Genomic DNA, 24,419 nt, shown 5'->3' on the forward strand with positions numbered 1-24,419 from the left:
TTGGGGCGCGATGCGCACATCCTAGCGTCGCGCCCCGCGGCTGCGCTTAGGGAAGGCTTAAGCCGTCGCTCAGAGATCGCCCAATCCGAGCGCCGGGTCGCTGACCGTGTGTTTGCCGGTCTCGACACGGCCGGCGAAGCGGCGCTGGTAGCTCGTGTCGCTGTCACAGCTCACGACGAAGTCGTACCACTGGCCGCTGTCGGCCAGGTCCCAATGCTGGTCGATCGACGCACCCGCGGGCACCGTGACGGTCCATGGGCCGTCGTTGCGGTAGGCCTTGGCCCGCACCAAGAAGGTCGCCGGCTTCTGGCCCGCGTTCATCATCGTGAGGTAGACGTTGCCGTTGGCGATGTCGTAGCAGACGCGCACCTCGGGCGATGCCGCACCGGCGGCACGCAGCGTGTTCAGGTCGCCCTTGAAGCTGCGGTGGAAACCATTCGGGCCGAGCACCCACAGGTCGTAGCGGCCGGCGTCGTCGGCCATCGCGGCCCAGCTGTCGTCGAGGGTCTTGCCCGGTTCCACCATGAAGCGGCGCGGCAGGCGGTCCAGGTGCAGCTGGTCGTAGACGTGGAACACGGCGGCCGCCTTGCCGGTGTTGGCGAACAGCAGGCGCATCGTGCCGGCCACGGTGTCGCTGCGGGCGCTCACGTGCAGCTCATAGGGCAGGGCGCGCGACGGCCGCGTGCCCGTGGCCTGGCGCGGCAGCAGTTGCGTCGCAGGCGGTGCGAGCTGCGCGAGCGCCGCTTGCTGCGTGCGCAGCGCGTCGGCCTCGGCCTTGCTCTTGCGGCCGGTCAGCACCGGCAACTGCTCGCTGTTGGGCGTCGCGAAGTTGAAGGCGCTGGTGAGGTCGCCGCAGACCGCGCGGCGGTAAGGGCTGATGTTCGGCTCCCGCACGCCGAACCGGGTCTCGAGGAAGCGCAGTACCGACGTGTGGTCGAACACCTGCGAGTTGACCCAGCCGCCGCGGCTCCAGGGCGAGATGACGAACATCGGCACGCGCGGACCGGGGCCGTACACCCGGCCGTCGGGAATTGGCTGCCCGGTGCTGCCGATCGGCGCCGGATGGTTGAAGTACTCGGCCGACAGGTCCGTGGCCGGCATCGTGGTCTTGCCTGCGTAGCCGCCGGTGCCGTCCGGGGAGGGTGCGGAAGGCGAGGGCACGTGGTCGAAGTAGCCGTCGTTCTCGTCGAAGTTCACGAGCAGCACGGTCTTGCTCCAGACCTCCGGCACGGCGGTCAAGGCATCGAGCACTTCCTGCAGGAACCAGGCGCCCTGCACCGGCGTCGAAGGGCCGGGATGCTCGCAGTAGATCGAAGGGGCGTTGAGCCATGACACGGCCGGCAGCCTGCCCTCGCGGATGTCGCGCTTGAAGGCGTCCAGGTACTGGTCGGGCTGCGTCCCCGGCAAGGTGTTGGCGATGCCCTTGTACAGCGGGTTCGCCGCGTTGTCCGTCGCCGGGTCGTAAGCCTTGTAGGGCAAGGCCTGGCCGGTGTTCGCATAGGCGCTGTTGGGGGAACCGCCGCTCGACACCGGGAAGCCCGAGGCAATGTTGGCCTGGCGGAACGTCCGGAAGGCGCCGAGCATGTTGTCGCCCCATTCGTCGGGCATGTTCTGATAGCTGATCCAGCTCACGCCGGCTTCTTCCAGGCGCTCGGCATAGGTCTTCCACGTGTAGCCCCGGTTGGCGGTCGCCGACTGGCCATCGATCCAGTCCCATTCGTTGCTGACGAAGGCCGTGCCGGTCGGCATCGCGCCGTTGGTGCCGGTGATGTGAAAGGATCGGTTGGCGTCGGTGCCGGTGTGCATCGCGCAGTGGTAGGCGTCGCACAGCGTGAAGGCATTGGCCAGCGCGAACTGGAAGGGAATCTCGGCGTCCTTGAAGTAGCCCATCGAGATCGGGTTCTTGTAGCGCGGCCACTGGTACATGCGCCCGCCGTCCCAGGCGTTCTGGCTGTCGGGCCAGTCGTGCGGCGTGCCGTTGGCGCGCTGCGCGTTGCCCTTCGTCCCGTCGAGGTGGAAGGGCAGGATCGGCTTGCCGCTGGCGTCGCTCTGCTGCCAGACGTTCAAGCCCTTGGGCAGGGGAATCGTGAAGCGATCGCCGAAGCCGCGCACGCCGTCCAGCGTGCCGAAATAGTGGTCGAAGGCCCGGTTCTCCTGCATCAGGATCACGACGTGCTTGACGTCGTTGATCGTGCCGGTCTCGTTGTTCGCCGGAATGGCGAGCGCGCGGCGGATGGCTGGTGGGAAGGCGGCGAGCGTGGCGGCGGCGATACCGGCCGAGGCGCTGCCGCGCAGGAAATTGCGTCGTGAGGTCATGGTTGTTGTGGAAGGCAGGGTCAGGGCGCGCAGCGCATCTCGGGCTTGACGCCGGTGTCGGGCGTCGCCGGCTGGGTCGGGGTCGTCGGTGCGGGGGAGGTCGTGCCGCCGTCGCCACCGCCGCAGGCGGCGAGCGTGCTGGTCAGCAGTGCGAGCACGAGGCAGCGCGATACGCGGACGGGAAGAGGAGAGACGTGGGGCATGGCAGGGTCGAGGATTGGCAAGCGCCGGTTCAGGGAAAGAGGGAAGACAGCGGCTTGGCGGTCTTGAAGATGCTGGCGAGTTCGTCGGCGGTGAGCGCACGGTTCCAGATCGCGAGGTCGTTGAAGTCCATCGCGCCGCGTGGCGACGCGCTCCAGCGCTGGTAGTACAGGCCAGTGCCGTCCTCGTTGAGGCTGATGCCGCTGCCCAGACCGCCGAGCCGGGCGGTGATGGCCGTGGTCAGCGTGGCGCTGCCGGTCTGGGTGCCCTTGACCGGGTCGAACAGGTAGCCGGTCATCTTCAGGCCGGCCTTGTCGACCACCATCGCGGCGTAGGCCCACTGACCGGCACTCAGGCTGTAGCCGTTGCTGTCGGCCCGCGAGGTGCCCGAGCCGGCGTTGAATCGCATCTCGCAGCTGGCCCACAGGCTGACGATGATTCCGGCGTTGTTGCCCGAGTCGTAGTTCTTGTTGCCGAGCACCGTCGCGCCGTTGCTCACGCCCTGGCTGCAGCTGGCATCGGTGCGTACCCAGAAGCCGATGGTGAAGGCCGGAACCGCCGGGTCGGCGGCGATGTCGTTGGTCTGCTGCAGGCGGTAGCCGGCGGTACCACTGGCATTCTTCACGCGGCTGTCGACCCGCAGCGCCTTCGCGGCAAAGGGTGCCTTGAAGCCGTCATCGGTCACCAGCGTGCCACCGTCGGCGTCCGCAGCGCGCGGGGCGAGTGTCGACGCGGCTTGTGCATCGAGTGCCGGCAGCGCATCGAGCGGGTAATAGTTCGCGAGCCCGTTGAGCAGCGTGGGTGCCAGCGCCGCCGGCTTCACGTAGGCGATCTGCGTGCTCAGCGAGGCCCGCGCGTCGCCGGCGACGATCGTGTAGCGGTAGCTGTAGAGGCCGTCGCTCGCGGCCACGATCGCGTCGGTGTAGCCCGTCGTGCCGGCCGGCAGCGTGGCGATCAGCCGGCCGTCGCGCAGCACCTGCACCGGTGCCGACGCGTCGCCGCCGAGCGTCCAGCTCAGCACGATGCTGCCCTTGTCGGCACCCGTGACGGCGGTCAGTTGGCGCAGCGCCGCGGGCCCCTGCAGCGCGATGCCGTCGTAGTCCTGACCGGCCGCGACGCCGAGCTGGCGCAGCACCGTCGGGGCGATGTCGGTGGTGGCCGCGAGGCTCGTGAGGCTGTCGTCGACCGGCGCGGCGGTGCCGACAGCCGGCAGTGCCGCGAGCGGCTTGTTGCTCGCGATGAAGACCGTCTTGTTGGCCGCGAGCTGCAGTCCGGTGGCGCTGCCGAAGTCGTCGAGGCCGTAGCCGGTCGTGACGATGACCAGCCAATCGTCGCGGGGGTCGTTGGCGCGACGCCGTGCGATGGTGGCGAGCAGCGTGTCGACCGCCGCTGCGGTGGCGGTAACGGCCTTGACGTAGTCCCCGGTACGCAGTCCCGCGCGAGCCGCTGCGGCGGCGGGAGCGCTGTACTGCGCGAGCACCAATGCGTCCCCGGCAAGCATGGCGCGTGTGGCTCGCTGCGTCACGCAGGCATCGTCGCCGGCGCAGTCGACGGCGTTGGCGAGCGCGCCGCTCTGCACATCGGCCGCGAGCAGCGCCGGGTAGAGCGAAGCGCTGGTCACGGCCGAGGCCTTGGCCGACGGATTGCGGGCGTGGGCCAGGGCGAAGAGGGTCGGCGCGGATGCGTCGATGCGTTGATCGGCCGTGTCCCAGCGCACCCCGTGGCGATTGGCCCAGGTGCCGGTGAGCAGGCTGGCCCAGCCTGGTCCGGCCGTGGTGCGCTGCTCGCTCAGCGTGCCGTTGCGGCCGCCGGTCCATGCCGGCGCGATCGTCAGGCCGGCCAAGCCGGGGGCGCGTCCGGCGGCGATGGCCTCGCGCAGCGCTGCATGCGTGAGGCCGTCGATCTGGATCACCAGCGCCTTGGTGCCGCTGCTGCCTTCGATCGGAGCGGTGTCCGGTGCGGGGGTGGTACCGGAAGGCGGGGGTGTGGCGACGGTGTCGCTGCCGCCGCCACCGCAGGCGGTCAACGCCAGTGCGGTCAGTGTGCTGGCGAGGAGGGTGCGGTACCGACGTGAAGTGGGGAAGGACGAGGGGGAAAGTGGGGCGAACTTGGCGCGCATCTCAAGCCTGTTGTTGTCGTCTCGCGGCACCGCATGAGGATGCGCGCGTGGGGACTGCGAAGGCTAGGGGTCACGCGTGACGCGGTGGTGTAGCGCGGATGACGGCCGCGTTGCACGGCCGTGACACAAGGGCGCGCCGTCGGTGCCGGCAGCGATGCGTCAGGGGTTGCTGATGCCGCTCGACACGTGGCCCGCAGGCACGTGGCGCGCGGCCGCATCGACGTGGCCGGTCTGGTCGTCGAAGAAGAAGTCGGGCTCGAACTCGCGCAGGAATTCACCCTTGGGCAGGCCGCCGAGGAACATCGCCTCGTCGACCCGCACGTTCCAGTTCATCAGCGTACGGATGGCGCGTTCGTGCGCCGGTGCGCTGCGTGCGGTGACCAGCGCGGTGCGGATGCGCATCGATGCGTTGCCCGCCATCTGCAACCGATGCAACGCCGCAAGCAGTGGCTTGAAGGGCCCTTCGGGCAGCGGCAGTTCAGCCTTGCGCGACTCGTGCAATTGGAAGGCGTCGAGCCCTTCGGCCTGGAACACGCGCTCGGCCTCGTCGCTGAAGAGCACGGCGTCGCCGTCGAAAGCGATGCGGACCTCGTTCGGAAAGGCATCGCTGGCCTTGACCGATTCGACCAGCACGCGCGCGGCAGGGAAGCCGGCGTGCAGCGCTTCCCGTACGTCCTCGGCGTTGGCCGAAAGAAAGAGATGCGCACGCAGCGGCCGGAGGTACCCGAAGGGCGCGCGGCCTTGCGTGAACACGCCGCGCTGCAGCTTGATGCCGGCGGCGGTGCTCGAACGAAAGATGCGCATGCCCGACACCGGATCGTTGCGCGAGAGGATGACGACCTCGACGCGCTGCACGCCGTCATCGTTGAAGCGCAGCAGCTTCTGCACCAGCGAATACGCGATGCCGGGTTGCGCCGGAACGTCGAGCCGCTCGTACTGCAGCCGCATGTAGCCGTCGGGGTCGCCGGACTCGAAGAGGCGGTTCTCTTCCTCGAGGTTGAACAACGCCCGCGAGGAGATCGCCACCACCAGCTTGTCGTCGAGGGTGACCGCCATGGTTCGCTGCTTACTTGACGAACTGGTTGAGCTGGATGATCGGCATCAGTACCGCCAGCACGATCAGCATCACCACGCCGCCCATGCCGACGATCAGCAGCGGCTCGAGGATGGTGGCCAGATGCATCGCGCGGCGCTGCACTTCGGCGCCCAGTTGTGTGGCGGCGCGCTGCAGCATCAGCGGCAGCGTGCCGGTCTGTTCGCCCAGGCGCGCGAACATCGAGACAATGCCGGGGAAGCGCTTCTTCTGCGCCAGGGCCGAGGCCAGCGGCGCGCCTTCGCGCACCAGCACCAGCGCATCGAGGGCGTCGGCACGCATGGCGCGGTTGCCGAGTGTTTCGGCGGCGGCCTGCAACGCACGCAGGATGGGTACGCCGGCGGTCGCCAGCATCGCCAGGGTGCTGGCAAAGCGTGCCGCGTTGTAGCCGCGCGCCAGTTTGCCGACCAGCGGCAGGTTGAGCCAGGCGGCGTCGAATTTCTCGCGGAACGCGGGCCGCGCGAGCGCGGTGCGCATCGCGACCACGCCAACGGCGATGACGACGAGCATCGCCCAGCCGTAGTTGCGCACGAAGTCGCTGATGGCCAGCATCGCGACGGTGAGGAAGGGCAGGGCGCGCTTGGTGCCGGCGAATACGTTGGCCACCTGCGGCACCACGTAGCTCACCAGGAAGATCACGATGACGATCGCCACCAGCGTGACGATGGCCGGGTACAGCGCCGCGCCGACCAGCTTCTGCTGCAACGCCTGGCGCTGTTCGAGGTCGTCGGCCAGGCGCTCGAGCACCAGGCCGAGGTTGCCGCTGTGTTCGCCGGCGCCGATCACGGCGGTGTAGATCGGTGAGAACTCGCGCGGGTGCTGCGACAGCGCGCGCGCGAAGGGCGAGCCGGCGTTGACCTCGGCGCGCAGCGACGCGACCAGGTTGCGCTGGTTCTCGCGCTCGGCCTCGTCGGTGAGTGCCGTGAGTGCACGCTCCAGCGGCAGGCCCGACGACACGAGCCCGGCGATCTGCCGCGTCCACACCGCCAGTTCGGTGGTGCTGAAGACGCGTCCGCCGCCGAAGAGGCGGCGCCAGCCGCCGCTTTCCTTGCGCTGCGCGGCGGCGTTGCCGACCACCGTGACCGCGAGTGGAATGAGCTTCTGCGCGCGCAGCATGCCGCGCGCGTTGCGTGCGGTGTCGGCCTCGAGCACGCCCTTGCGCGGGTTGCCCTGCGCGTCGATGGCTTCGAAGGAATAGGCGGGCACGTCAGTCTCGGGTCACGCGCAGCAGCTCGGCACGCGAGGTGACGCCCGCCTGGACCAGCCGCTCGCCGTCCTCGCGCATCGAGCGCAGGCCGCCGCGTTCTGCGGCCACGAAGATCTGGCTTTCGGGGGCACGGCTGTGGATGAGCGACTGCACCGCATCGTCGGCCACCAGCAGCTCGAAGATGCCGGTGCGGCCCTGGTAGCCGGTGTGGCCGCAGGCCTCGCAGCCCACCGGTGCGAACTCGCCGCCGTCGGTACGCGCAGCGCAGACCGGGCAGAGCCGTCGTACCAGCCGTTGTGCGAGCACGCCCAGCAGCGACGAACTCAACAGGAAGGGCTCGACCCCCATGTCGGTCAGCCGTGTGACCGCGCTGACCGAGTCGTTGGTGTGCAGCGTGGCCAACACGAGGTGGCCCGTGAGCGAGGCCTGGATGGCGATCTGCGCGGTCTCGAAGTCGCGGATTTCGCCGATCATGATCACGTCCGGGTCCTGCCGCAGGATGGCGCGCAGGGCCTTGGCGAAGGTCAGATCGATCTTGGCGTTGACCTGGGTCTGGCCGACGCCCGCGAGTTCGTACTCGATCGGGTCCTCGACGGTCATGATGTTGCTGCGGCTGGCATCGAGCCGGGCCAGCGCCGAGTACAGCGTGGTGGTCTTGCCCGAACCGGTCGGGCCGGTCACCAGGATGATGCCGTGCGGTTGCGAGATCAGCGTCTCGAAGCGTTCGAGCGTGTCGCCCAGCATGCCCACCGACTCGAGGGTGAGCTTGCTTTCATTCTTGTCCAAGAGGCGCAGCACCGCGCGTTCGCCGTGCGCGCTGGGCAGCGTCGACACGCGCACGTCGACCGCGCGGGTGCCGATGCGCAGCGAGATGCGGCCATCCTGCGGCAGGCGCTTCTCGGCGATGTCGAGGTCGGCCATGATCTTCAGCCGCGAGATCAGCGCGGCATGCAGCGCGCGGTTGGGTTGCACCACCTCGCGCAGCGTGCCGTCGATGCGAAAGCGCACCGACGACGTGCGCTCGTAGGGCTCGATGTGGATGTCGCTGGCGCCGTCGCGCGCGGCCTGCGTCAGCAGCGCGTTGAGCATGCGGATGATGGGGGCGTCGCCGGCGCTCTCCAACAAGTCTTCGACCGCCGGCAGCTCCTGCATCATGCGCGACAGGTCGGCCTCGCCCTGCACCTCGCTCACCACCGTCGCCGCGTTCGACTCCCCCTTGGCATAGGCCGCGCTGATGCGTTGGGCCAACTGGTCGGCCGGCAGCGGCTCGAAGGCCTTGATGGTGAAGCGCCGTGCCACCTCGCTGAGCGCGCTGCGCGGCGGGGTCTTGGGCATCCACAGCGTGCAGCTGCCGTCGTCGGCTTCTTCCAGAAGCAGTTGCTGGGCACGCGCAAAGGCGTAGGGCAGGGGGTAGCGCATCGCTCTTAGATGTCCGGCGTTGTCAGGGCAGTTCGCGGCGGCTCGTGGGGTCGGCCGTGGGCGGCAGCGCGCCCCGGAGCGGACTGCTGCCCAACTGCGAACTGGCCGGTGCCAGGGGCGGCGGAATCAGGCGCGTGCCTTCGATGCGGCGGTCGCCACCGTCGTCGGTGACCATCGGCAGCGGCGGCAGGATGGCCGATTCGGGCACCGCCCGCATGACCACGTTGTTCTCGGGCTGCAAGGTCTGCTGCATCGTGCGGATCGCGTCGTAGCGGTCGAGCGCGAAGGCGCTGGCGCTCTGGCCGTCGCGCATCACCACAGGCCGCAGGAACACCATCAGGTTCGTCTTCTTGCGGCTGCGGATTTCGCTTTTGAACAGGTTGCCGAGCAGCGGGATGTCGCCCAGCAAGGGCACCTTCTCGGTGCCGCCCGAATAGTCGTCCTGCAACAGGCCGCCGAGCATCACGATGCTGCCACTCTCCACCAGCACGTTCTGCTCGAAGCTGCGCTTGTTGGTGGTCGGGCCGTTGGCGTCGGTGCGCGTGGCGGCGTCGACGCTCGAGACCTCCTGGAAGATCTGCATCTTGATCGTGCCGTTCTCGTTGATCTGCGGCTTCACGCGCAGCGTCAGGCCGACGTCCTTGCGCTCGACGGTGGTGAACGGGTTGACGGTCGAGCTGTTGCCGTTGGTGCTGGCGTATTGGCCGGTGACGAAGGGCACGTTCTGGCCGATGACGATCTTCGCTTCCTCGTTGTCCAGCGTGAGCAGGTTGGGCGTCGACAGCACGTTGCCTTCGCCGTTGCTCTGCAGCGCTCTCGCCACCAGGCCCAGCACGTTGCCGCCTGCGATCGTGGTGCCCAGGCCGATGTTGAAGCCGCTGGACGGCTGCTGCGCCGCGCCGGTGCCCGAGGTGGCCGAACTCAGGTTGAAGATGTTGGTGCCGGCCAGGCTCGAGTTGTTGCCGACCGCGCCGGTGGCACCGATGGCGGTCTGCCACTGGACGCCGAACTCGGCGGCCTTGTTGGCATTGACCTCGATGATCAGGCTTTCGACCATCACCTGCGCCCGCCGGCCGTCGAGCCGGTCGATCACCGCGCGCAGTTGGCGGTACTGCGGTTCCGAGGCGGTGATGATCAACGAATTGGTCGTCGGGTCGGCCTGGATCTGGCCGCCGGTGGACGGCTGGTTAGCGTTGTTCAGCGGCGCGGAGGCGGCGCTGCTGAGCCCGCCGCTCAGACCCTGTTGATTCTGGCTGAGGTTGGTGGGTTGCTGCTGTTGCTGGCCGGCCCCGGTGCTGGCGAAGGCGTTGGCTCCGCCTGTGCTCGCCCCTGCACCGCCGCGCGCATCGCTCGACATGGCTGCACGCAAGGTGACCGCCAGCTTCACCGCATCGGCGTTCTTCAGGTAGACGACGTAGATGTTGCCTGCCTCGCCGTTGCCGCCCTGTTCCGGCGCCCGGTCGAGCTTGGCGACCAGCGTGCGCACCAGCTGCGCGCGCGCCGGATTGGCCGCACGCAGGATCAGCGAATTGCTGCGCGGGTCGGCCAGCAGCGTGGTGCGGAAGGTGGCATCGGCCGTGCCGGGCGCAGCGGCCCCGGCCCCGGTGCCGCTGCCGCCTTCGACCAGGCGCGTGACGAGCGGCACCATGTCGGTGGCGATCGAGTACTTCAGCGGAATGACTTCGATGTCGGACGCGTTCGGCACGTCGAGCGCGGCGATGATGCGCGCCAGCCGGCGCATGTTCTCGGCGTAATCGGTGATCACCAGCGAGTTGTTGCCGGGGTTCACGTTGATGGTGTTGTTCGGCGCGATCAGCGGGCGCAGCACCGGCAGCAGGTTGTTGGCGGCTTCGTAGTTGAGCTTGAAGACCTGCGTGACGATCTGGTTGCCGCTCAGGTTGGCCGCGGCACCGATCGAGGTGGTCACGGCGCTGCTCTGCAGCTTGGCATCGGCTTCGGGCACCACCTTGTAGAGGCCGTCGGCCTGCACCACCGCGAAGCCCTGCAGGCGCAGTGCGGCGGCGAACTGGTTGAAGGCCGCGGCCGGCGCGATGGCCCGGTCGGTCTGCAGGTTGATCGTGCCCTTGACGCGTGGGTCGACCACCACGTCGCGGCCGGTGATCACCGCCATCGTGCGCGCCACCGATTCGATCTCGGCATTGCTGAAGTTGAGGGTGATCGGTTCGCCGCGGCGCGGTGCGCCGTCCTGCGCGAAGGCGGGCGGGATGCCGGTCGTCAGCAGCAGCTGCGCCGCTAATGCGACGAGGCCGAGGCGCGTGCCGAAGGAGGGGAATGGCTTCATGGTCAACCCAGTGTGATGAGCGAGCGCGCACCCTGGCGCCGCCCGATGATGTTCAACAAGTTCGACAGTGCGTCTTCGCGGCCCGGGGCCGCGCTGGCCTCGCCGTCGAAGCGCATGGCGCGGCCGTTCCAGCGGCCGCTGCCGTTGAGCTGCAGGCTGCCTTCGCGCGTGGTGAGCAGAAGTGTCGGCGTCGGGCCGCCGTCGACGGTGATGCGGTAGCTGCCCATCGGCCGCAACGTGGAGAGACTCGACGAGATATCGGTCGCGTCGAGCGTGGCGCGGCCGGCCACGCCGAGCTGGTCGCCCTTGAATTCCATGACCAGGCCCTGCGTGGCCAGGTCGAGCGTGCCTTCGGGCTTGAGCGTGTTCCATGGTGCGCCGAAGCCGCTGAGCAGTGCAGCCGGCCAGCGGGAGGTGCCGTCGCGCCAGTCGAGCTGGGCGCCACCGGCGCCGGGACGGGCCAGCAGGCGAAGCGGTTGCGGCGCGCAGCAGGGCAGGCGCAGCGTCGCGTCGAGCGCGCCCCAGCGGGGGCGCAGGGTCCAGTCCAGCGTGCTGGGCAGCGAGATCGCCTCGGCCCCGCTCGCCCCGCTGGAGAACACCACGCCGGCCGTGCCGTTCCAGACCGTGCCGCGTGCGTTGACAAGTTGCAGCCGGTCGCCCGTCGCGCTGGCCAGCAGCGCGGCCAGCCAGCGGGCGGGGGCATAGACCGTCAGCGCGATCGCGGCGCCGATCAGCCCGCCCAGCAAGGCCCAGCGCCAGCCGTGTGAGCCGGGGGATGGGGGCGCGGAAGCGGTGGCCATCGGGTGTCAGCGCGCCGGCAGGTTCATGACGAGCGTGCCGTCCCAGCGCACGCGCGTGTCGGCAGCGGCGGCAGCCGCCGCTGCCGCTGCGTTGGCGGCGCCCGGGCCGCTCGGGAAGGCGCCCTGTGCGCGCACGGGCGCTTGTATGCCGCCCTGCGTTCGCGTCAGGTGCACTTCGCGCGGCACCGCCCGGGCATTGCCGCGCGCCTGCGCCAGCCATTGCGCGAGACCGTCGGCCGGCGTGGCACGCAGCGTGACCAGCACGCCGTCGCCGGCGCCGGCACCGGCCACCTGGATCTGGGCGTTCGGCCCCAGACCCTGGCGCACCGAGGTTTCGAGCGCGCGTAATGCGTCTTCGCGGTTGGCACGTGGCTGCGACTGCAGCGCCTTGGCCTGGATCTGCAGCGCGGACATCTGCTGAAGTTGCGCGTCGAGTTCCGCATGGGCGGCCGGCGCGGTGGCCAGCGTGCGCAGGGCGGGCGCCAGCGCAACCCACCAGACCAGTGCCAGCAGCACCAGCGTCCCGGCGATGACGACCATGCGCTGTTCTCGTGGAGCGAGCTCGGGCCACCAGGCCTGCCAACGGGCTTGCAGGGCTTCGATCCAGGCGTTCATCGGGTGGCCTCGGCCTGGACCAGCAGCAGGTCGCCCTCGCTGCGCGCGTTGTAGCCGCGCGAGGCGAGCGTCGTCGACAGCGCATTGGTGTCGGCCATGCCGAGCCCCAGGCCGCGCAGCCGCAACTGGCCGGCGCTGTAGTCGATGGCGGTCGGCAGCTTGCCGGCCGGCAGGCTGACGGCCAGGGCCGCGAGCATCGGCTCGAGGTCGGCCGGCGAGACGCCCCCGGTGGCTTGCTGGAGGGTGGCGACTTCGCGTGTCATCTGCACCTGCGGTTCGTAGATCTGCACCGAGGGAAAGGTCTGGGCCAGGATGCTGCGGATGCTGCCGCGCTTGGCTTCGAGCGCGTTGCGCTCTTTCCAGGCCCAGGCGTTGACGCCGATGAGTTGCGCGAGCACCAGCGTCAATGCACCCCAGCGTGCGGCGCGCCATTGCGGCGCGCGCCACAGGGCCTGCGCGATCGCGCTGAGCTTCTTGCCGGCACGGGCGCGGCCGGTGGAGGCGAGGTCGAACTGCGCCAGGTCCCAGCCGGTACGCGTGGTTTCGAGCCAGCGCACAGCGGGCTTCACGATCGGCACGGGCCGCCCCAGCAGGCTCTCGGCCTGCTCGGCCACGGCCGGTTCGGCCAGTGCATTCACCCCTTCGGGCAAGGCGCCCAGGGTCGCCAGCGCCGCGCTGTCGAGCGGCAGCGTGAGCACACCCTGCGCATCGCAGAGGGTGATGAACGCGTCGTCGGCATCGCCCGTGGCGAACACCATCGGCGGCGCGCCAGCCGGTTGCGGCGTGAATTCGGGAACGATGCGCGTGACGCGGCGGCCGGCCGCTTCGAGCGCCTGGACCGCGCCGCGCACCCAGGCGCGGTTGCAAGCCACCACCCAGACCGGCTTGCCGACGGCGGCATCGGGTTCGAGCGCAAAGTGCAGGCTGTCGGGGTCGTCGAGCAGGCGGTCTTCGAGCAGGCCGTTGAGCACCGCGCGCAGCCGCGTCGCGCCGCTCAGACTGCCCTGCGGCAGCGTGACCTGGTGCCACGACAGCGCCGCGGCGGGCAGCGTCAGCATGACCTCGTCGCTGGTGGGCAGCAGCGAGGGCAGGGCGCTGCCGCGCGAACGGTACTTGCGCCCGTCGTTGGACCACATCACCCAGCCGAACTCACCGCCGGCCGGGACCGGAGGGGGCGGGAGGGTGACGATGAGAAGCGGCATGGGATCGGTAAGAAGAAAGGGTCACCATTGTAGAAGTCGACGGCACCGAAACGCTATGGACTTGATAGCGATCAAGGCAATCCGGACGGACCTCGGCAGGGTTTTTTAACTTAAAACTGTGTCAGAACGTTCGAGTTCACAATTTGCCGGGAGTCACCGTGGCGCCGGCGCCACGTTCGCGCCACAGGATGGTCAGGTCGGTGCCGTTGCGCTGCACCAGCGAATGCTCGTCGACCCAGTGGTTTTCCAGCCGCAGGCGCCCGTGGACTTCGAAGAACCCGGTCGCGACCCCGAGCGCCTTGGTGTCGAGGTGCTTGGTGCCGGTAACCGGGAATGCGTCAGCAGGCGACTTGAAATAGCCGCCGGCGCGTTGCAGCACCACGCGCCGCGCGCCTGCCAGATCGAGTTCGGGCACGGCCGCGAAGAGGGCCTCCGCGCTGGCGGTGTTGACATTGAGTGTGGTCTTGATGGGAAGAACTGTGGCGTAGGGCTCCAGCGCCGCCGCCGTGCTCGGCGAGACGCCCAACCAGACGATCTGCGCGAGCTGCTGCGGAATCAGCGGCGCCGTACTGTCGTCCGTCGGCGTGGTGGCCCCAACGCCGCCGGTGGCGGGGTCGGCCGGCGCCGGCCTGGCGCGTCGCAAGGCGCTGGCCATGACCGCGACCTCCTGCGTCGGCAGCCCCAGTAGTTCAAACAGCTTGGTAAACGATGCGGCCGCCTCAGGTATCAGCTTGCCGTTCTCCACCAGGTTCATCACGTTGAGCTTGGACTGCGCATCGACGATGCGGCCCGACAGGAAAGCGTCGGGCAGGCCGTCGAGCTCGTCGGCCGAGACGTTCTTGTCGCCGGCCAGAAAGCTCGTCAGCCGAGCTTCCTCGAGCGGAACCGCCCACGGCTCGCTCAGGTTGTCGGTGCCGCTGGTCGCCCGCCCGTCTTCCCGCAGGATGAGCCGCGACCAGTCGAGCGCGCCGATCAGCACCCAGGCGGCCTGCACGCGGGCGCGCTCGGCCGCCTCGACCTCGGTCGCGCGCCACTGCTGCCACAACGCGCCGGCCGCGAAGGTGGCGACCAGCGTGACCGTGAGCATGGCGGCCAGCAGGGCGGCGCCGGCCTGACGGGCAGAGTGCGAACGGGACGTGCAGTGCGTGCGCATGGTCATGTCTTGGGCGCCACGGCGGTTGGCTTGACCCAGTCTCGCGTCAGCACGCCGGTGAGGCCGGTGCCCGGCGGCAGGTTCAGCACCAGGCGAATGCCGTCAGGGATGGCGTTCGCCAGGCCTTCGGCATTGACCGCCGCGGTCCAGACGCCGTTGCGGAAGTACGAAAGCTGCCAGCTTTCCAGCGGCATCAGCGTGAGTTCGGCGCCGCCGGCGACGGTGCCGCCGTCCTGCGCCCAGGTGGCGGCGCGTTCCCAGGCCTGCTGCCAGTCGGCGCGCGTCGTCACCTCGGGCGACTGCCAGCGTCGCCACTGCGCGCCGGTGGCGGCGTCGGTGCGCAGCGTCCACGCCACCACGACCACCGCGGGCCGGGTGGGGTCGCCGCTGCGGCGGGTGATGCGCAGCACGCTGCCGTTCCAGTCGATCGGCTGCAGCTGCGCGAGCGCGATGGTCGCGTCCAGGTCGGTCGCCCACTGCGACAACGTGGTCTGCAGCGTGAGCACCGCGTCGCCGCGCGCCTGCGTGACGCTCTGCGCGCGCGTCATGCCGTCCAGCCCGCGCCAGCTCATCAGGGCGAGCAGCGCCATGGCCGCGATGGCGACCATGAGTTCGATGAGCGTGAAGCCGCGGTGGTGACGACGGCGCATGTCAGTAGCGTCCCACCACGGTCGAGACCTGGAGGATCTGCGCGTCCGCCGCATCGCGCACGCGCACGTCCACGCGACGGAAGTTGGGGTTGAGCGTCTGCGTGGTCGACACGGCCACCGTGAAGGCCACGTTGGCCTGCGTGCACACCACGGTGCCGGTTCCAACAGGCGGCATCTGGCGCGCGAGCCGCGCCTTGGTCAGCTCGTTCTCGGCGCAGAGCTGCGCCAGCATCACATCGGTCTGCCGCTGCGCATTGCGGGTGAGTGCCGACGTGGCCTGCGTGCCTGCGGCCAGCGCAATGGCGACGATCGCGAGCGCGACGAGCACCTCGATCAGCGTGAAACCGGCGGCGCGGCGCGTCATGGGGCGACCACGGCGAAGGGGCGCAGGCCGTCGGTGGCGATGCGCAGCGTGCGCACCGGCAGGGTGTCGCTGGTCAGCAGCACCTGCTGCGGCGCGATGATCGGCTCCGGCCCCAGTTGCAGCGCCGGCAGCAACCGGCCGTCGGCGGTCGCCGGCTGGGCGCTGATGCCCTCGGCCAGCCAGTCGCTCGGCAGCGTGCCCGGCGGCAGGCCGTCGAAGACGAAGGCGCTGGGGCCCTGCGGCGTCGGCCGCCACAGCACGATGGTGCCGCTGGTGCGCGACTGCGCGCGGGCCGATTCGAGCAGGGCCGACAGCCGGTCCGCCTCGCGGTCGAGCGTCACCTGGCCGGAATCGCGCAAGGCCAGGCCGACGCCGGCCGTCGCCATGGCAATGATGGCGATCACCACCAGCAGTTCGAGCAGCGTGAACCCGGCGCGACGGCGGCGTGGCGCGGCGCCGGCGGGCCCCGACTGGCGAGTACGGCTATTGCCAGCTGCCGATGTCGGCATTGTTGCCTTCGCCGCCGGGCTGGCCGTCGGCACCGAGCGAGAGCACGTCGATCTCGCCCTTGATACCGGGGTTCAGGTACTGGTACGGGCGGCCCCACGGGTCGTTCGGCAGCTTCTCGACGTAGGGTTTCCAGTTGGGGGCGGCCGGGCCGGTGGTCGGCCGCGCAAGCAGCGCCTGCAGGCCCTGCTCCGCCGTGGGGTAGCGTTGGTTGTCGAGCCGGTAGAGCTTCAGCGCCTGCATCAGGTTGTTGACGTCGGTCTTGGCAGCGGTGGCGCGCGCGTCGTCGGCGCGGCCGATCACGTTGGGCACGATCAGCGCGGCCAGCACGCCGATGATGACGAGCACCACCATCAGTTCGATGAGCGTGAAGCCGCGCTGCAAAGCGCGTGCGAGGGGGCGGCGGAAGGATGGCATGGGCAAGTGGTGGCTGTCGTCTGCTGACATGGTGTTGTCGCCTTCGGGGGCGTTCGCTGCATGATAATCCGGCCTCATGACGCTTCCCTACGCCTCTTCGCGCTGGCCCGTGGCCACCACCACGCTGGGCCTCTGGGCCCTGGCCGCGGCGAGTGTCGTGTTCTGGGGCCTGCGGCTGGCGGCGCCGACCGATGCGATGGTGCCGCCGCCCGTGGCGCGCGCCCCGACCGCGTCCATCGACCCGGCTGCCGTCGCGCGCATGTTCGGTGTGGTCACGGCCAAGACCGAGGTCGCTGCCGCGCCCGAGGCCGCGAGCCGTTTCTCCTTGCTGGGCGTGGTGGCCGACACCGCGCAGCAAGGCGCGGCGCTGATCGCCGTCGACGGCAAGCCCGCCCGGCCTTTCCGGGTCGGCAGCATGCTGGCCGACGGCTTCGTGCTGCAGTCGGTCGGTCCGCGCAGCGCGGCGCTGGGGGGCAGCTTCGACGGCCCGACGGCGCTCATCTTGCAACTGCCAGTGCGCCCGATGGCCATTCCGGCCGCGCCGACGCCGGTCACCGCGGGCAGCTGAACCGGCTCGCGGGTTCAGGCCTGCAGGAACAGGCGGTAGGCCGGGTTGCCGGTTTCTTCCACGTATGGATAGCCCAGCGTCTTCAGGAAGTCCTCGAACGCGCCGTGGTCGCCCGCAGGCACCTGCAACCCGACCAGGATGCGGCCGTAGTCGGCGCCCTGGTTGCGGTAGTGGAACAGGCTGATGTTCCAGTTCGGGCGCATGAGGCTCAGGAACTTCAACAAGGCACCCGGCCGCTCCGGGAAGATGAAGCGCAGCAGGCGCTCGTCGTGCGCGAGGCCGGTGCGGCCGCCGACCATGTGGCGGATGTGTTCCTTGGCGAGCTCGTCGTGCGTCAGATCGATGGCGCCGAAGCCGTGCGCCACGAAGGTCTGCGCGATGGTGGTCGATTCGCCGCGCATGGTCGTCGTGAGGCCGACGAAGACGTGCGCTTCCCTGGCATCGCTGATGCGGTAGTTGAATTCGGTGACGTTGCGCGACGCGCCGGGCAATTGGCCCACCAGTTCGCAGAAGCGACGGAAGCTGCCGCGTGCCTCCGGAATGGTCACGGCGAACAGCGCCTCGCGTTCCTCGCCGACTTCCGCGCGCTCGGCCACGAAGCGCAGGCGGTCGAAGTTCATGTTGGCGCCGCAGAGGATCGCCGCGTAGGTCTCGCCCTGCGTGCCGTGCGTCTCGACGTACTGCTTGATCGCGGCGACCGCCAGGGCGCCGGCCGGCTCGACGATGCTGCGCGTGTCGATGAACACGTCCTTGATGCCGGCGCAGACCGCGTCGGTGTCGACGGTGACGAATTCGTCCACCAGGTCGCGCGCGATGCGGAAGGTTTCCTCGCCGACGAGCTTCACCGCGGTGCCGTCGGAGAACAGGCCGACGTCGGAAAGCGTCACGCGTTCGTGCGCCGCCACCGACTGCATCATCGCGTCGGAGTCGTTCATCTGCACGCCGATCACCTTGATCTCGGGGCGCACCGCCTTGATGTAGTTCGCCACGCCTGAGATCAATCCGCCGCCGCCGATCGCGACGAACACGGCGTCGAGCCGGCCCTGGTGCTGCCGCAGGATCTCCATCGCGATGGTGCCCTGGCCGGCGATCACGTCGGGGTCGTCGAAGGGGTGGACGAAGGTCAGGCCCTGGGCCTGTTGCAGTTCCAGTGCGTGGCCGTAGGCGTCGGAGTAGCTGTCGCCGAACAGCGCGACCTCGCCGCCGAGCGCGCGTACCGCGTCGACCTTCAGTTGCGGCGTGGTCACCGGCATCACGACCACGGCACGGGTGCCGAGGGTGCGCGCGCTGAGCGCCACGCCCTGCGCATGGTTGCCCGCGGAGGCGCAGATGACGCCGTTCGCCAGCTGGGCGGGCGTGAGCTTCGCCATCTTGTTGTACGCGCCGCGCAGCTTGAAGCTGAAGACCGGTTGCTGGTCTTCGCGCTTGAGCAGCACCGTGTTGCCCAGTCGGGCGCTCAGCGCGCGCGCCGGCTCCAGGGCTGACTCGACGGCCACGTCGTAGACGCGCGCGGTCAGGATGCGCTTGAGGTAGTCGGCGGGGGTGAGTGCGGTGCTTTGCGGCCTGCCTGCAGCGTGTGTCGGAGGAGTATTCATGGTGGGAGCCATGGATAGTACCCGTGCAGACCAAATCCCCGGGACCGGCTCGTCGTCCATTGATTCATTGTTTCGCTTTCGCGAACAGCATGATTCCTTTGCTGAGCACTCGCGACGGTCATTCGCCGTTGTAATGCTCCCCGAGTTTTCGCTTTTGTGATTGAGTCGACGACGGCCCTGAAGCGGGGCTGCTATTTGTTCGCGTGGGACGTTTGGATTTGGCAGAGCCCGCAGGGACTATTTTGGAGAACACGAACCACCCGTAGAAATTTTCGCGCTGCTGCCGTCTGCTCCCCTGTTGATGGAGAAACGGCGTTTCGAACAGGCATGCCTCCGGATACTTCACCGATCTGCCGCCGGGACTCGAGCATCAGCGGCTAGAGCGGCGACAGCATTCTCGACCATGTCAGTCTTGTCGCTGCAATCTCGCGACGAAGGCGGCATTGGCATTGCTTACAGCCAATGGCATGCAGATAAATGTCATAAATGTCTTTACCAATAAGCCTGCGGCCAACGATTTCAGTTTTTTGAGGCGATCGCATTCCGCGAGCCCCATGCGCGCTGACTCGCCGACCAATTGGCAAAATCTGTTATCAATTTCTGTCGGTAAGCTCTCGGAGGACCTCCTGCTTGCCGAAGCCACGCGCGTGCAGCGTGGGGAAATTGGACGTGCGACGTGGCAGGTGATGGGCAACCGATTGCGCGCCCACATCGTTCCCTTGCTGGGTGTGATAGCCGCGACGGCGTTCACATCGTCCGATGTGCAACGTTTGATCGATCACCTTGGCGAGCAAGGCTTCACGAGTACGACTATCTCGCAATACCTCATCTTGCTGCGCAAGGTGTTGATGCATGGCGTTCAGACCGGTGTGCTGTACGAGGTGCCACCGTTTCCGAAGGTGAAGGTGCGGAGTCAGCCTCGAGGTAGCTTCAATGCGTCGGAATACCGGCAGCTCGTGTCGACTGCGACGGCTTTGCGCGGCCTGCCGCACCCGAAGCTCGAGGAACTGGGGGCCGGGGAGCGTTTCTGGATCGCACGCGATCTGCTGACGATGCCCGAAGAACTGCCGTGGCTGATCCGATGGATGGTCAATACCTTCGTGCGGCCGAGCGACATCAAGTTCATCAAGCACAAGCACATCGAGATCGTGCGCGGCAAGCATCTCTATTTGCGTATGCGCTTGCCTGAGACCAAGCGGCACAGCCAGCCAATGGTGAGTCTGCGTCCGGCGGTGCAGGTCTATGAGCATCTGCTTGCGCGCCGCCGCGCTCAAGGCTTGGCCGATCCCGAGGACTACCTTTTCATGCCGCAACTGAAGAACCGTGAGCACGCATTGGCGGTGCTGGGTTTCTTCTTTCAATGGACGCTTGCCGAAAGCGGATTGGGAAAAGGGCCACAGGGGCAGACGCGGACGCTCTACTGTTTGCGCCACACCGCCATCACGTTCCGGCTGTTGTATGGGCAGGGCATCGATATGCTCACGCTGGCGCGCAATGCACGGACGAGCGTCAACATGGTTGAACGCTTCTATGCATCCGTGCTGAACGGCGAAATGAATGTGGGCCTGCTGCAAAGCAGGCGTGGCCGAGCCACCTAGGCTCAGCATAAAAGCCGCCCGGCTTGCGCTGGGCGGCTTTGAAGCCTTGCGGCTGAGGTTGGCGAATGCCAACATCAACATAGGTTGGCTTAGAACGAGTGACGAATACCGAATTCGTAGCCGTTGGAGCTCTTGGCTTCGCCGCCGCCAATGAAATTAACGCTGGACGCACCCGAGGGCGAAGCTTGGGCATTGCCTTGGTTGAGGTTGGTCGCAGTCGTGACAGCCGAGCCATCCTTGTTCGACGTGTGGGCAACCGTTGCGTACAGCGCCGTGCGCTTCGACAGGTTGTGCACATAACCCAGAGCGAACTTGGTAGCACGCGGGTCATCGCCAACGCCGTCCAGGCTAGCACGAGCTTGGCCAACGCTCGCACGAATCAGGCCCGAACCGACAGGCGCCGTAGCACCGAGCAGCCAGCCGTTTACCTTGGCATTGATGGTGCCTGCTGCGAGTTCGTTCTCGTTCTTGACTTGCGACAGTTCACCGAAGAGCTTCACGACGCCGAGGTCGTAGGAAGCACCCAGGTTAAACGTCTTGACCGTGCCCGTGAGAGCCGTGACCGCTGCGACGCCCAGAGCGGTAGGCGTAGGCGCCACTGCTGCTGCTGCTGCGCGATCCACCGCCTTGGTTTGACCATAAGCGATTGCCACGTCGAGCGGGCCATTGGCATAGCCGAAGCGGCCACCAGCGTAACGACCTTGCTGCGAGTTGAACTGGTTCTCGGCGTGGATGTTCTCGTCGAAGCCGTACATCACTTGGCCGTAGAAACCACCGAGGTTCGGCGGCAGGAAGTAGCCGATGCTATTGCTCGAACGGGTGTAAGAGCCGTCGGCGAGACCACCACGCGCAGCGCCGACGAGGAAGGTCGTGTTGCGATCGTGCGCTTGATTGATGATGCTCGAACCCACACCGTTGGTGCCGAACGGATCGAATACCGTGTCGTTCCAGTAGCTCGGGGTGAAGTCACGACCCAGGCGGATTTCACCGAAGCCACCCGACAGGCTCACGGTCGAACGACGGTTCCAGAAGTTGGCATTGTTGACGGTGCCGTTGTCGTTGCCCAGGGGAGCTTCGAGCCAGAAACCAGCAGCCAGACCGCCACCGAGGTCTTCCGTGCCACGGAAGCCCAGACGGCTCGAGTTGTAACCCGAGTTCGACAGACCGTATTGCTTCTGCTTGACGCTGCCAGTGGCCGTGTTCGTCTTTGCATCAACGTAGCTCACGCCAGCGTCAACGATACCGAACAGGGTCACCGACGACTGAGCCGAGGCAGCACCGGCGAGAGCCAGGGCAGCCAGAGCAGCTGCCCTTGCGCCTCCTCGGACACGCAAGAAAAAAGCCCCGAGTCTTGCGACTCGGGGCTAAATCCACCAATTGAGAGGGTGGAGGAGACAACCGGTGCGCACTCCGGAAAGTGCGCGATGAAATAAAGTATATCGACTGTTTGCTGCAATGCAACAAGCGGTGATGCTTTTCCCACACAGATTGCTGCGCCATCGGCGCGCCGCACGGTTTTCTTCTTGGAGTTTGCACAGATATGGAATGCACAGTCAGCTGGACCGGCAACGCCGGAACGGATTCATCCATGGGCTTCGTGGCCGAAACCGGCAGTGGCCACGTTCTGGTCATGGACGGCGCGCCGGACGCCGGCAAGCCGCAAAACGGCGGTCGCAACCTAGCGCCACGACCGATGGAAACCGTGCTGGCGGGCACCGGCGGCTGCACGGCCTACGACGTGGTGCTCATCCTCAAGCGCGGCCGCCACCAGGTCGAGCGCTGCAGCGTCAAGCTGACGAGCGAACGGGCCGAAACGGATCCGAAAGTGTTCACCAAGATCCACATGCACTTCACAGTGGCGGGCAAGGGCATCCCGCCGGCGGCCGTCGAGCGGGCGATCGCCCTGAGCCACGAGACCTACTGCTCGGCCAGCATCATGCTCGGCAAGATGGCCGACATCACCACCAGTTTCGACCTGGTGGAGGTCTGACGCCATCGCTTAGATGCGGTGCGCGACCGTCGTCATGACTCGCGCCGCCATGCGCATCAGCCCTTTGACGGGTGTCGGCAGTTCGAGCCCACCCGCGTTTCGGGCCTCCGCGGCATGGCGGGCCTCGTCGAGCTTCATCTGTGCCACCACCGCGCGCGATGCGGTGTCGCCGGCCGGCAGCCTGGCCATGTGCCCGTCGAGATGGGCTTCCACCTGGCGTTCGGTCTCCGCGACGAAGCCGAGGCTCACCCGGTCACCCAACCGTCCGGCCACCAGGCCCAGGCCGAAGGCGCCGGCATACCAGAGTGGGTTGAGGCGGGAAGGATGGGCGCCCAGTTCGTCCAGCCGCTGTCGGGTCCAGGCCAGATGGTCCGTTTCTTCGGCGGAGGCCGCCATGAGGTGCGCCCGCAGGGCCGGGTCCCGTGTCGCTGCGGCTTGGGCGGTGTAAAGCGCCTGGGCGCAGACCTCGCCGACATGGTTCACGCGCATCAGGGCGCCGGCCTCCTTGCGATCGGCGTCACTTAGCCTGCCGGGAGGGCCGTTCGGCAATGGGGGCGGCCGATTGGCGTGCGGCTTGGCAAACAGGGTCCGCAAGGCGGCATCGGCGGCGATCAGCATCGAATCGGACGAGAAAGGCATGCCGTCATTTTGACCTGCGCGCGCCTGCCACCCGGGATGCATGGCTTTCCGCAGCGCCATGGGGCTGTCGCGGCGCTTGTTGCGACTCTGCAACGAAACCACCAGCCCTTTCGACATTTCAGGTGAATTCTTTTGCTCTGCTGCGACGGCTCTGGTGCAATAGCTACAACTTCCCAAAAGGAGGTTGGCCCGGGGTCCGGTGGGAGCACAAAGTGTCCAGCACAGTGCGCCCTCTGCACCGGAGCCCTATGTTTAACCTTGGAGAAACTTGCAATGAAAAAATCCCTAGTTGCTCTGGCTGCCCTGGCTCTCGCCGGTGCTGCCTCGGCTCAGTCGTCGGTGACCCTGTTCGGTATCGTTGACGCTGGCGTGAGCTACGTTGATGCAAAGACGAACACGGCCACTGGCAGCGTCAAGCAGAAGCAATACGGTCTGTCGAACTCGGGTTACAACTCGAGCCGTCTGGGCTTCCGTGGCACGGAAGACCTCGGTGGCGGTCTGGCTGCTGGTTTCTGGCTCGAAGCTCCCCTGGGCAACGACAACGGAACGATCTCCAGCTCTAACTACTTCAACCGCCGTTCGACGGTGAGCTTGTCGGGTGGCTTCGGTGAAGTCCGTCTGGGCCGTGACTTCACGCCGACCTTCTGGAACGACACCACGTTCGATCCGTTCGGCACCAATGGCGTTGGCACCAGCGTCATCAATGTCGCGCACAACACGCCTAGCGCCCTCGACCCGAACTACACGCGTTCGAGCAACAGCGTTGGCTACTTCCTGCCGCCGAACCTGGGTGGTTTCTACGGTCAAGTGATGTACGGTTTCGACGAAAACGTCAGCAGCAACACCGGCTTCCAATCGCAGCAAGGTCGTTACGCTGGCGGTCGCTTCGGCTATGCCAACGGCCCGCTGGACGTTGCACTGGCTTACGGTCAAAACAAGGCTGTTGATCGTGCGGCAGCTGCTGCTGTTGCGCCGACTCCCTTCGCATTGGGTATCCCGGCAGTGACCGCCCTCGAGAGCAAGGTTAAGACCTTCAACCTTGGCGCTTCGTATGACCTCGGCGTTGTGAAGCTGTTCGGCGAACTGTCGCAAGTTCGTGTCGAGAACGAAACCGCTGCTGGTACCACCAAGCCGAAGATCAACGGCTGGCTGCTGGGTGCCACTGCACCGGTCGGCCCTGGCCTGATCCGCGCTAGCGTTGGTCAAGCTCGTTACAGCTTCGAAGGCCCGGGCGACGACCCGCGCGCGACGAAGTTCGCACTGGGCTATGTGCACAACCTGTCGAAGCGCACCGCGCTGTACGCCACGGTTGCTCATACCTCGAACAAGGACGGTTCCGCTCTCGTTTCCGGTACCAACCTGAACCAAGGTAATGGTTCGCTCGGCTCCGCAGCTTCTGGTGCCTCCAGCGCGAATTTCGTGACTGGCGAAGCCAAGAGCTCCAACGGCTACGAATTCGGTATCCGTCACTCGTTCTAATGCCTGGCTGGCTTCGGCCAGCTTTGGTTGATGAACCCAAGGTCGCCCGGCGCAAGCCGGGCGACTTTTTTTATGTCTGCGCGCAGGTGACGGTGTGCTCCCACAATGGTGCATGCGCACCGCAACAGCTTGCGCTTGTCAACCGCGCTTGACCCGGGGGCGGGCATGGCGCTTGCTCGTTAGCA

General features: G+C 67.6%; 22 protein-coding genes. 4 read left to right on the top strand and 18 right to left on the bottom strand.

Going from position 1 to position 24,419, the window contains the following annotated elements:
* Nucleotides 1–69: 69 nt before the first annotated feature.
* From QTH86_RS22305 to gspG, 15 genes are all read right to left on the bottom strand, one after another.
* Nucleotides 70–2,316 carry a phosphocholine-specific phospholipase C gene (locus tag QTH86_RS22305; protein ID WP_286648337.1) on the bottom strand — a complete coding sequence of 749 codons (2,247 nt, stop codon included), beginning with the start codon at nucleotides 2,314–2,316 and terminating at the stop codon, nucleotides 70–72.
* 20 nt (nucleotides 2,317–2,336) lie between these two features.
* Nucleotides 2,337–2,519, bottom strand: coding sequence for a hypothetical protein (locus QTH86_RS22310; RefSeq protein ID WP_286648338.1), 183 nt, complete (start codon nucleotides 2,517–2,519; stop codon nucleotides 2,337–2,339).
* A 29-nt stretch (nucleotides 2,520–2,548) separates the two neighbouring features.
* On the bottom strand, nucleotides 2,549–4,636 hold the full coding sequence (locus QTH86_RS22315) for a LamG-like jellyroll fold domain-containing protein (RefSeq protein WP_286648339.1): 2,088 nt from the start codon (nucleotides 4,634–4,636) through the stop codon (nucleotides 2,549–2,551).
* Between the two features lie 159 nt (nucleotides 4,637–4,795).
* Complete coding sequence (locus QTH86_RS22320) at nucleotides 4,796–5,692, bottom strand: 5'-nucleotidase (protein ID WP_286648340.1); 897 nt, start codon at nucleotides 5,690–5,692, stop codon at nucleotides 4,796–4,798.
* Nucleotides 5,693–5,702: 10 nt separating this feature from the next.
* Nucleotides 5,703–6,935 (bottom strand): type II secretion system inner membrane protein GspF, encoded by a 1,233-nt coding sequence (gene gspF / locus QTH86_RS22325; protein WP_286648341.1) that lies wholly within the window; start codon nucleotides 6,933–6,935, stop codon nucleotides 5,703–5,705.
* A 1-nt stretch (nucleotide 6,936) separates the two neighbouring features.
* Nucleotides 6,937–8,355, bottom strand: a complete 1,419-nt coding sequence (gene gspE, locus QTH86_RS22330) for a type II secretion system ATPase GspE (protein WP_286648342.1) — start codon at nucleotides 8,353–8,355, stop codon at nucleotides 6,937–6,939.
* Between the two features lie 22 nt (nucleotides 8,356–8,377).
* Entirely contained in the window at nucleotides 8,378–10,657 is a 2,280-nt protein-coding gene (gspD, locus tag QTH86_RS22335) for a type II secretion system secretin GspD (protein WP_286648343.1), read from the bottom strand.
* Nucleotides 10,658–10,659: 2 nt separating this feature from the next.
* On the bottom strand, nucleotides 10,660–11,457 hold the full coding sequence (gene gspN, locus QTH86_RS22340; RefSeq protein WP_286648344.1) for a type II secretion system protein N: 798 nt from the start codon (nucleotides 11,455–11,457) through the stop codon (nucleotides 10,660–10,662).
* A 6-nt stretch (nucleotides 11,458–11,463) separates the two neighbouring features.
* Nucleotides 11,464–12,072, bottom strand: coding sequence for a type II secretion system protein M (locus tag QTH86_RS22345; protein ID WP_286648345.1), 609 nt, complete (start codon nucleotides 12,070–12,072; stop codon nucleotides 11,464–11,466).
* Complete coding sequence (gene gspL, locus QTH86_RS22350; protein WP_286648346.1) at nucleotides 12,069–13,274, bottom strand: type II secretion system protein GspL; 1,206 nt, start codon at nucleotides 13,272–13,274, stop codon at nucleotides 12,069–12,071. Before gspL ends, QTH86_RS22345 begins: the two co-directional genes overlap by 4 nt.
* A gap of 136 nt (nucleotides 13,275–13,410) precedes the next feature.
* Nucleotides 13,411–14,433: a type II secretion system minor pseudopilin GspK gene (gspK, locus tag QTH86_RS22355; protein ID WP_286648347.1), complete on the bottom strand. Its 1,023-nt coding sequence runs from the start codon at nucleotides 14,431–14,433 to the stop codon at nucleotides 13,411–13,413.
* Nucleotides 14,430–15,077 carry a PulJ/GspJ family protein gene (locus tag QTH86_RS22360; RefSeq protein ID WP_286648348.1) on the bottom strand — a complete coding sequence of 216 codons (648 nt, stop codon included), beginning with the start codon at nucleotides 15,075–15,077 and terminating at the stop codon, nucleotides 14,430–14,432. Before QTH86_RS22360 ends, gspK begins: the two co-directional genes overlap by 4 nt.
* 1 nt (nucleotide 15,078) lies before the next feature.
* On the bottom strand, nucleotides 15,079–15,441 hold the full coding sequence (gene gspI, locus QTH86_RS22365) for a type II secretion system minor pseudopilin GspI (RefSeq protein ID WP_286648349.1): 363 nt from the start codon (nucleotides 15,439–15,441) through the stop codon (nucleotides 15,079–15,081).
* Nucleotides 15,438–15,950 carry a prepilin-type N-terminal cleavage/methylation domain-containing protein gene (locus QTH86_RS22370; RefSeq protein ID WP_286648350.1) on the bottom strand — a complete coding sequence of 171 codons (513 nt, stop codon included), beginning with the start codon at nucleotides 15,948–15,950 and terminating at the stop codon, nucleotides 15,438–15,440. Before QTH86_RS22370 ends, gspI begins: the two co-directional genes overlap by 4 nt.
* The gene (gspG, locus tag QTH86_RS22375; RefSeq protein ID WP_286648418.1) at nucleotides 15,925–16,365 is read right to left on the bottom strand and encodes a type II secretion system major pseudopilin GspG; all 441 of its coding nucleotides are present in this window, start codon (nucleotides 16,363–16,365) and stop codon (nucleotides 15,925–15,927) included. Before gspG ends, QTH86_RS22370 begins: the two co-directional genes overlap by 26 nt.
* A gap of 76 nt (nucleotides 16,366–16,441) precedes the next feature.
* Here gspG and QTH86_RS22380 point away from each other — a divergent pair, with 76 nt between their 5' ends.
* A complete protein-coding gene (locus tag QTH86_RS22380) occupies nucleotides 16,442–16,933 on the top strand; it encodes a type II secretion system protein N (protein ID WP_286648351.1) in 492 nt (163 codons plus the stop codon).
* Nucleotides 16,934–16,947: 14 nt separating this feature from the next.
* Here QTH86_RS22380 and ilvA read toward each other — a convergent pair whose 3' ends face one another.
* A complete protein-coding gene (gene ilvA, locus QTH86_RS22385) occupies nucleotides 16,948–18,528 on the bottom strand; it encodes a threonine ammonia-lyase, biosynthetic (RefSeq protein WP_286648352.1) in 1,581 nt (526 codons plus the stop codon).
* 443 nt (nucleotides 18,529–18,971) lie between these two features.
* Here ilvA and QTH86_RS22390 point away from each other — a divergent pair, with 443 nt between their 5' ends.
* On the top strand, nucleotides 18,972–20,126 hold the full coding sequence (locus QTH86_RS22390; RefSeq protein WP_353505997.1) for a site-specific integrase: 1,155 nt from the start codon (nucleotides 18,972–18,974) through the stop codon (nucleotides 20,124–20,126).
* 89 nt (nucleotides 20,127–20,215) lie between these two features.
* Here the strand turns inward: QTH86_RS22390 and QTH86_RS22395 are convergent, their stop codons facing one another.
* Complete coding sequence (locus QTH86_RS22395) at nucleotides 20,216–21,460, bottom strand: porin (RefSeq protein WP_286648353.1); 1,245 nt, start codon at nucleotides 21,458–21,460, stop codon at nucleotides 20,216–20,218.
* A 206-nt stretch (nucleotides 21,461–21,666) separates the two neighbouring features.
* On the opposite strand from QTH86_RS22395, the gene QTH86_RS22400 reads away from it, so the two are divergent.
* The gene (locus QTH86_RS22400) at nucleotides 21,667–22,116 is read left to right on the top strand and encodes an OsmC family protein (RefSeq protein ID WP_286648354.1); all 450 of its coding nucleotides are present in this window, start codon (nucleotides 21,667–21,669) and stop codon (nucleotides 22,114–22,116) included.
* A 9-nt stretch (nucleotides 22,117–22,125) separates the two neighbouring features.
* On the opposite strand, the gene coq7 is transcribed toward QTH86_RS22400, so the two are convergent.
* Entirely contained in the window at nucleotides 22,126–22,755 is a 630-nt protein-coding gene (gene coq7, locus QTH86_RS22405) for a 2-polyprenyl-3-methyl-6-methoxy-1,4-benzoquinone monooxygenase (protein ID WP_286648420.1), read from the bottom strand.
* Nucleotides 22,756–23,028: 273 nt separating this feature from the next.
* On the opposite strand from coq7, the gene QTH86_RS22410 reads away from it, so the two are divergent.
* A complete protein-coding gene (locus QTH86_RS22410) occupies nucleotides 23,029–24,234 on the top strand; it encodes a porin (RefSeq protein ID WP_286648355.1) in 1,206 nt (401 codons plus the stop codon).
* The last annotated feature ends 185 nt before the right edge of the window (nucleotides 24,235–24,419 follow it).

This window comes from Variovorax sp. J2L1-78, assembly GCF_030317205.1.
In the GTDB taxonomy this organism is placed as follows: domain Bacteria; phylum Pseudomonadota; class Gammaproteobacteria; order Burkholderiales; family Burkholderiaceae_C; genus Variovorax; species Variovorax arabinosiphilus.

Bases quoted from the DNA above. Each gene is read 5' to 3' on its own strand.
- QTH86_RS22310 (WP_286648338.1), bottom strand. From the start codon at position 2,519: ATGCCCCACGTCTCTCCTCTTCCCGTCCGCGTATCGCGCTGCCTCGTG.
- gspG (WP_286648418.1), bottom strand. From the start codon at position 16,365: ATGCCATCCTTCCGCCGCCCCCTCGCACGCGCTTTGCAGCGCGGCTTC.
- QTH86_RS22360 (WP_286648348.1), bottom strand. From the start codon at position 15,077: ATGCGCCGTCGTCACCACCGCGGCTTCACGCTCATCGAACTCATGGTC.
- QTH86_RS22345 (WP_286648345.1), bottom strand. From the start codon at position 12,072: ATGAACGCCTGGATCGAAGCCCTGCAAGCCCGTTGGCAGGCCTGGTGG.
- gspK (WP_286648347.1), bottom strand. From the start codon at position 14,433: ATGACCATGCGCACGCACTGCACGTCCCGTTCGCACTCTGCCCGTCAG.
- gspI (WP_286648349.1), bottom strand. From the start codon at position 15,441: ATGACGCGCCGCGCCGCCGGTTTCACGCTGATCGAGGTGCTCGTCGCG.
- coq7 (WP_286648420.1), bottom strand. From the start codon at position 22,755: ATGCCTTTCTCGTCCGATTCGATGCTGATCGCCGCCGATGCCGCCTTG.
- QTH86_RS22370 (WP_286648350.1), bottom strand. From the start codon at position 15,950: ATGCCGACATCGGCAGCTGGCAATAGCCGTACTCGCCAGTCGGGGCCC.
- QTH86_RS22380 (WP_286648351.1), top strand. From the start codon at position 16,442: ATGACGCTTCCCTACGCCTCTTCGCGCTGGCCCGTGGCCACCACCACG.
- gspL (WP_286648346.1), bottom strand. From the start codon at position 13,274: ATGCCGCTTCTCATCGTCACCCTCCCGCCCCCTCCGGTCCCGGCCGGC.
- QTH86_RS22320 (WP_286648340.1), bottom strand. From the start codon at position 5,692: ATGGCGGTCACCCTCGACGACAAGCTGGTGGTGGCGATCTCCTCGCGG.
- gspD (WP_286648343.1), bottom strand. From the start codon at position 10,657: ATGAAGCCATTCCCCTCCTTCGGCACGCGCCTCGGCCTCGTCGCATTA.
- QTH86_RS22305 (WP_286648337.1), bottom strand. From the start codon at position 2,316: ATGACCTCACGACGCAATTTCCTGCGCGGCAGCGCCTCGGCCGGTATC.
- QTH86_RS22315 (WP_286648339.1), bottom strand. From the start codon at position 4,636: ATGCGCGCCAAGTTCGCCCCACTTTCCCCCTCGTCCTTCCCCACTTCA.
- gspE (WP_286648342.1), bottom strand. From the start codon at position 8,355: ATGCGCTACCCCCTGCCCTACGCCTTTGCGCGTGCCCAGCAACTGCTT.
- ilvA (WP_286648352.1), bottom strand. From the start codon at position 18,528: ATGAATACTCCTCCGACACACGCTGCAGGCAGGCCGCAAAGCACCGCA.
- gspN (WP_286648344.1), bottom strand. From the start codon at position 11,457: ATGGCCACCGCTTCCGCGCCCCCATCCCCCGGCTCACACGGCTGGCGC.
- QTH86_RS22410 (WP_286648355.1), top strand. From the start codon at position 23,029: ATGAAAAAATCCCTAGTTGCTCTGGCTGCCCTGGCTCTCGCCGGTGCT.
- QTH86_RS22400 (WP_286648354.1), top strand. From the start codon at position 21,667: ATGGAATGCACAGTCAGCTGGACCGGCAACGCCGGAACGGATTCATCC.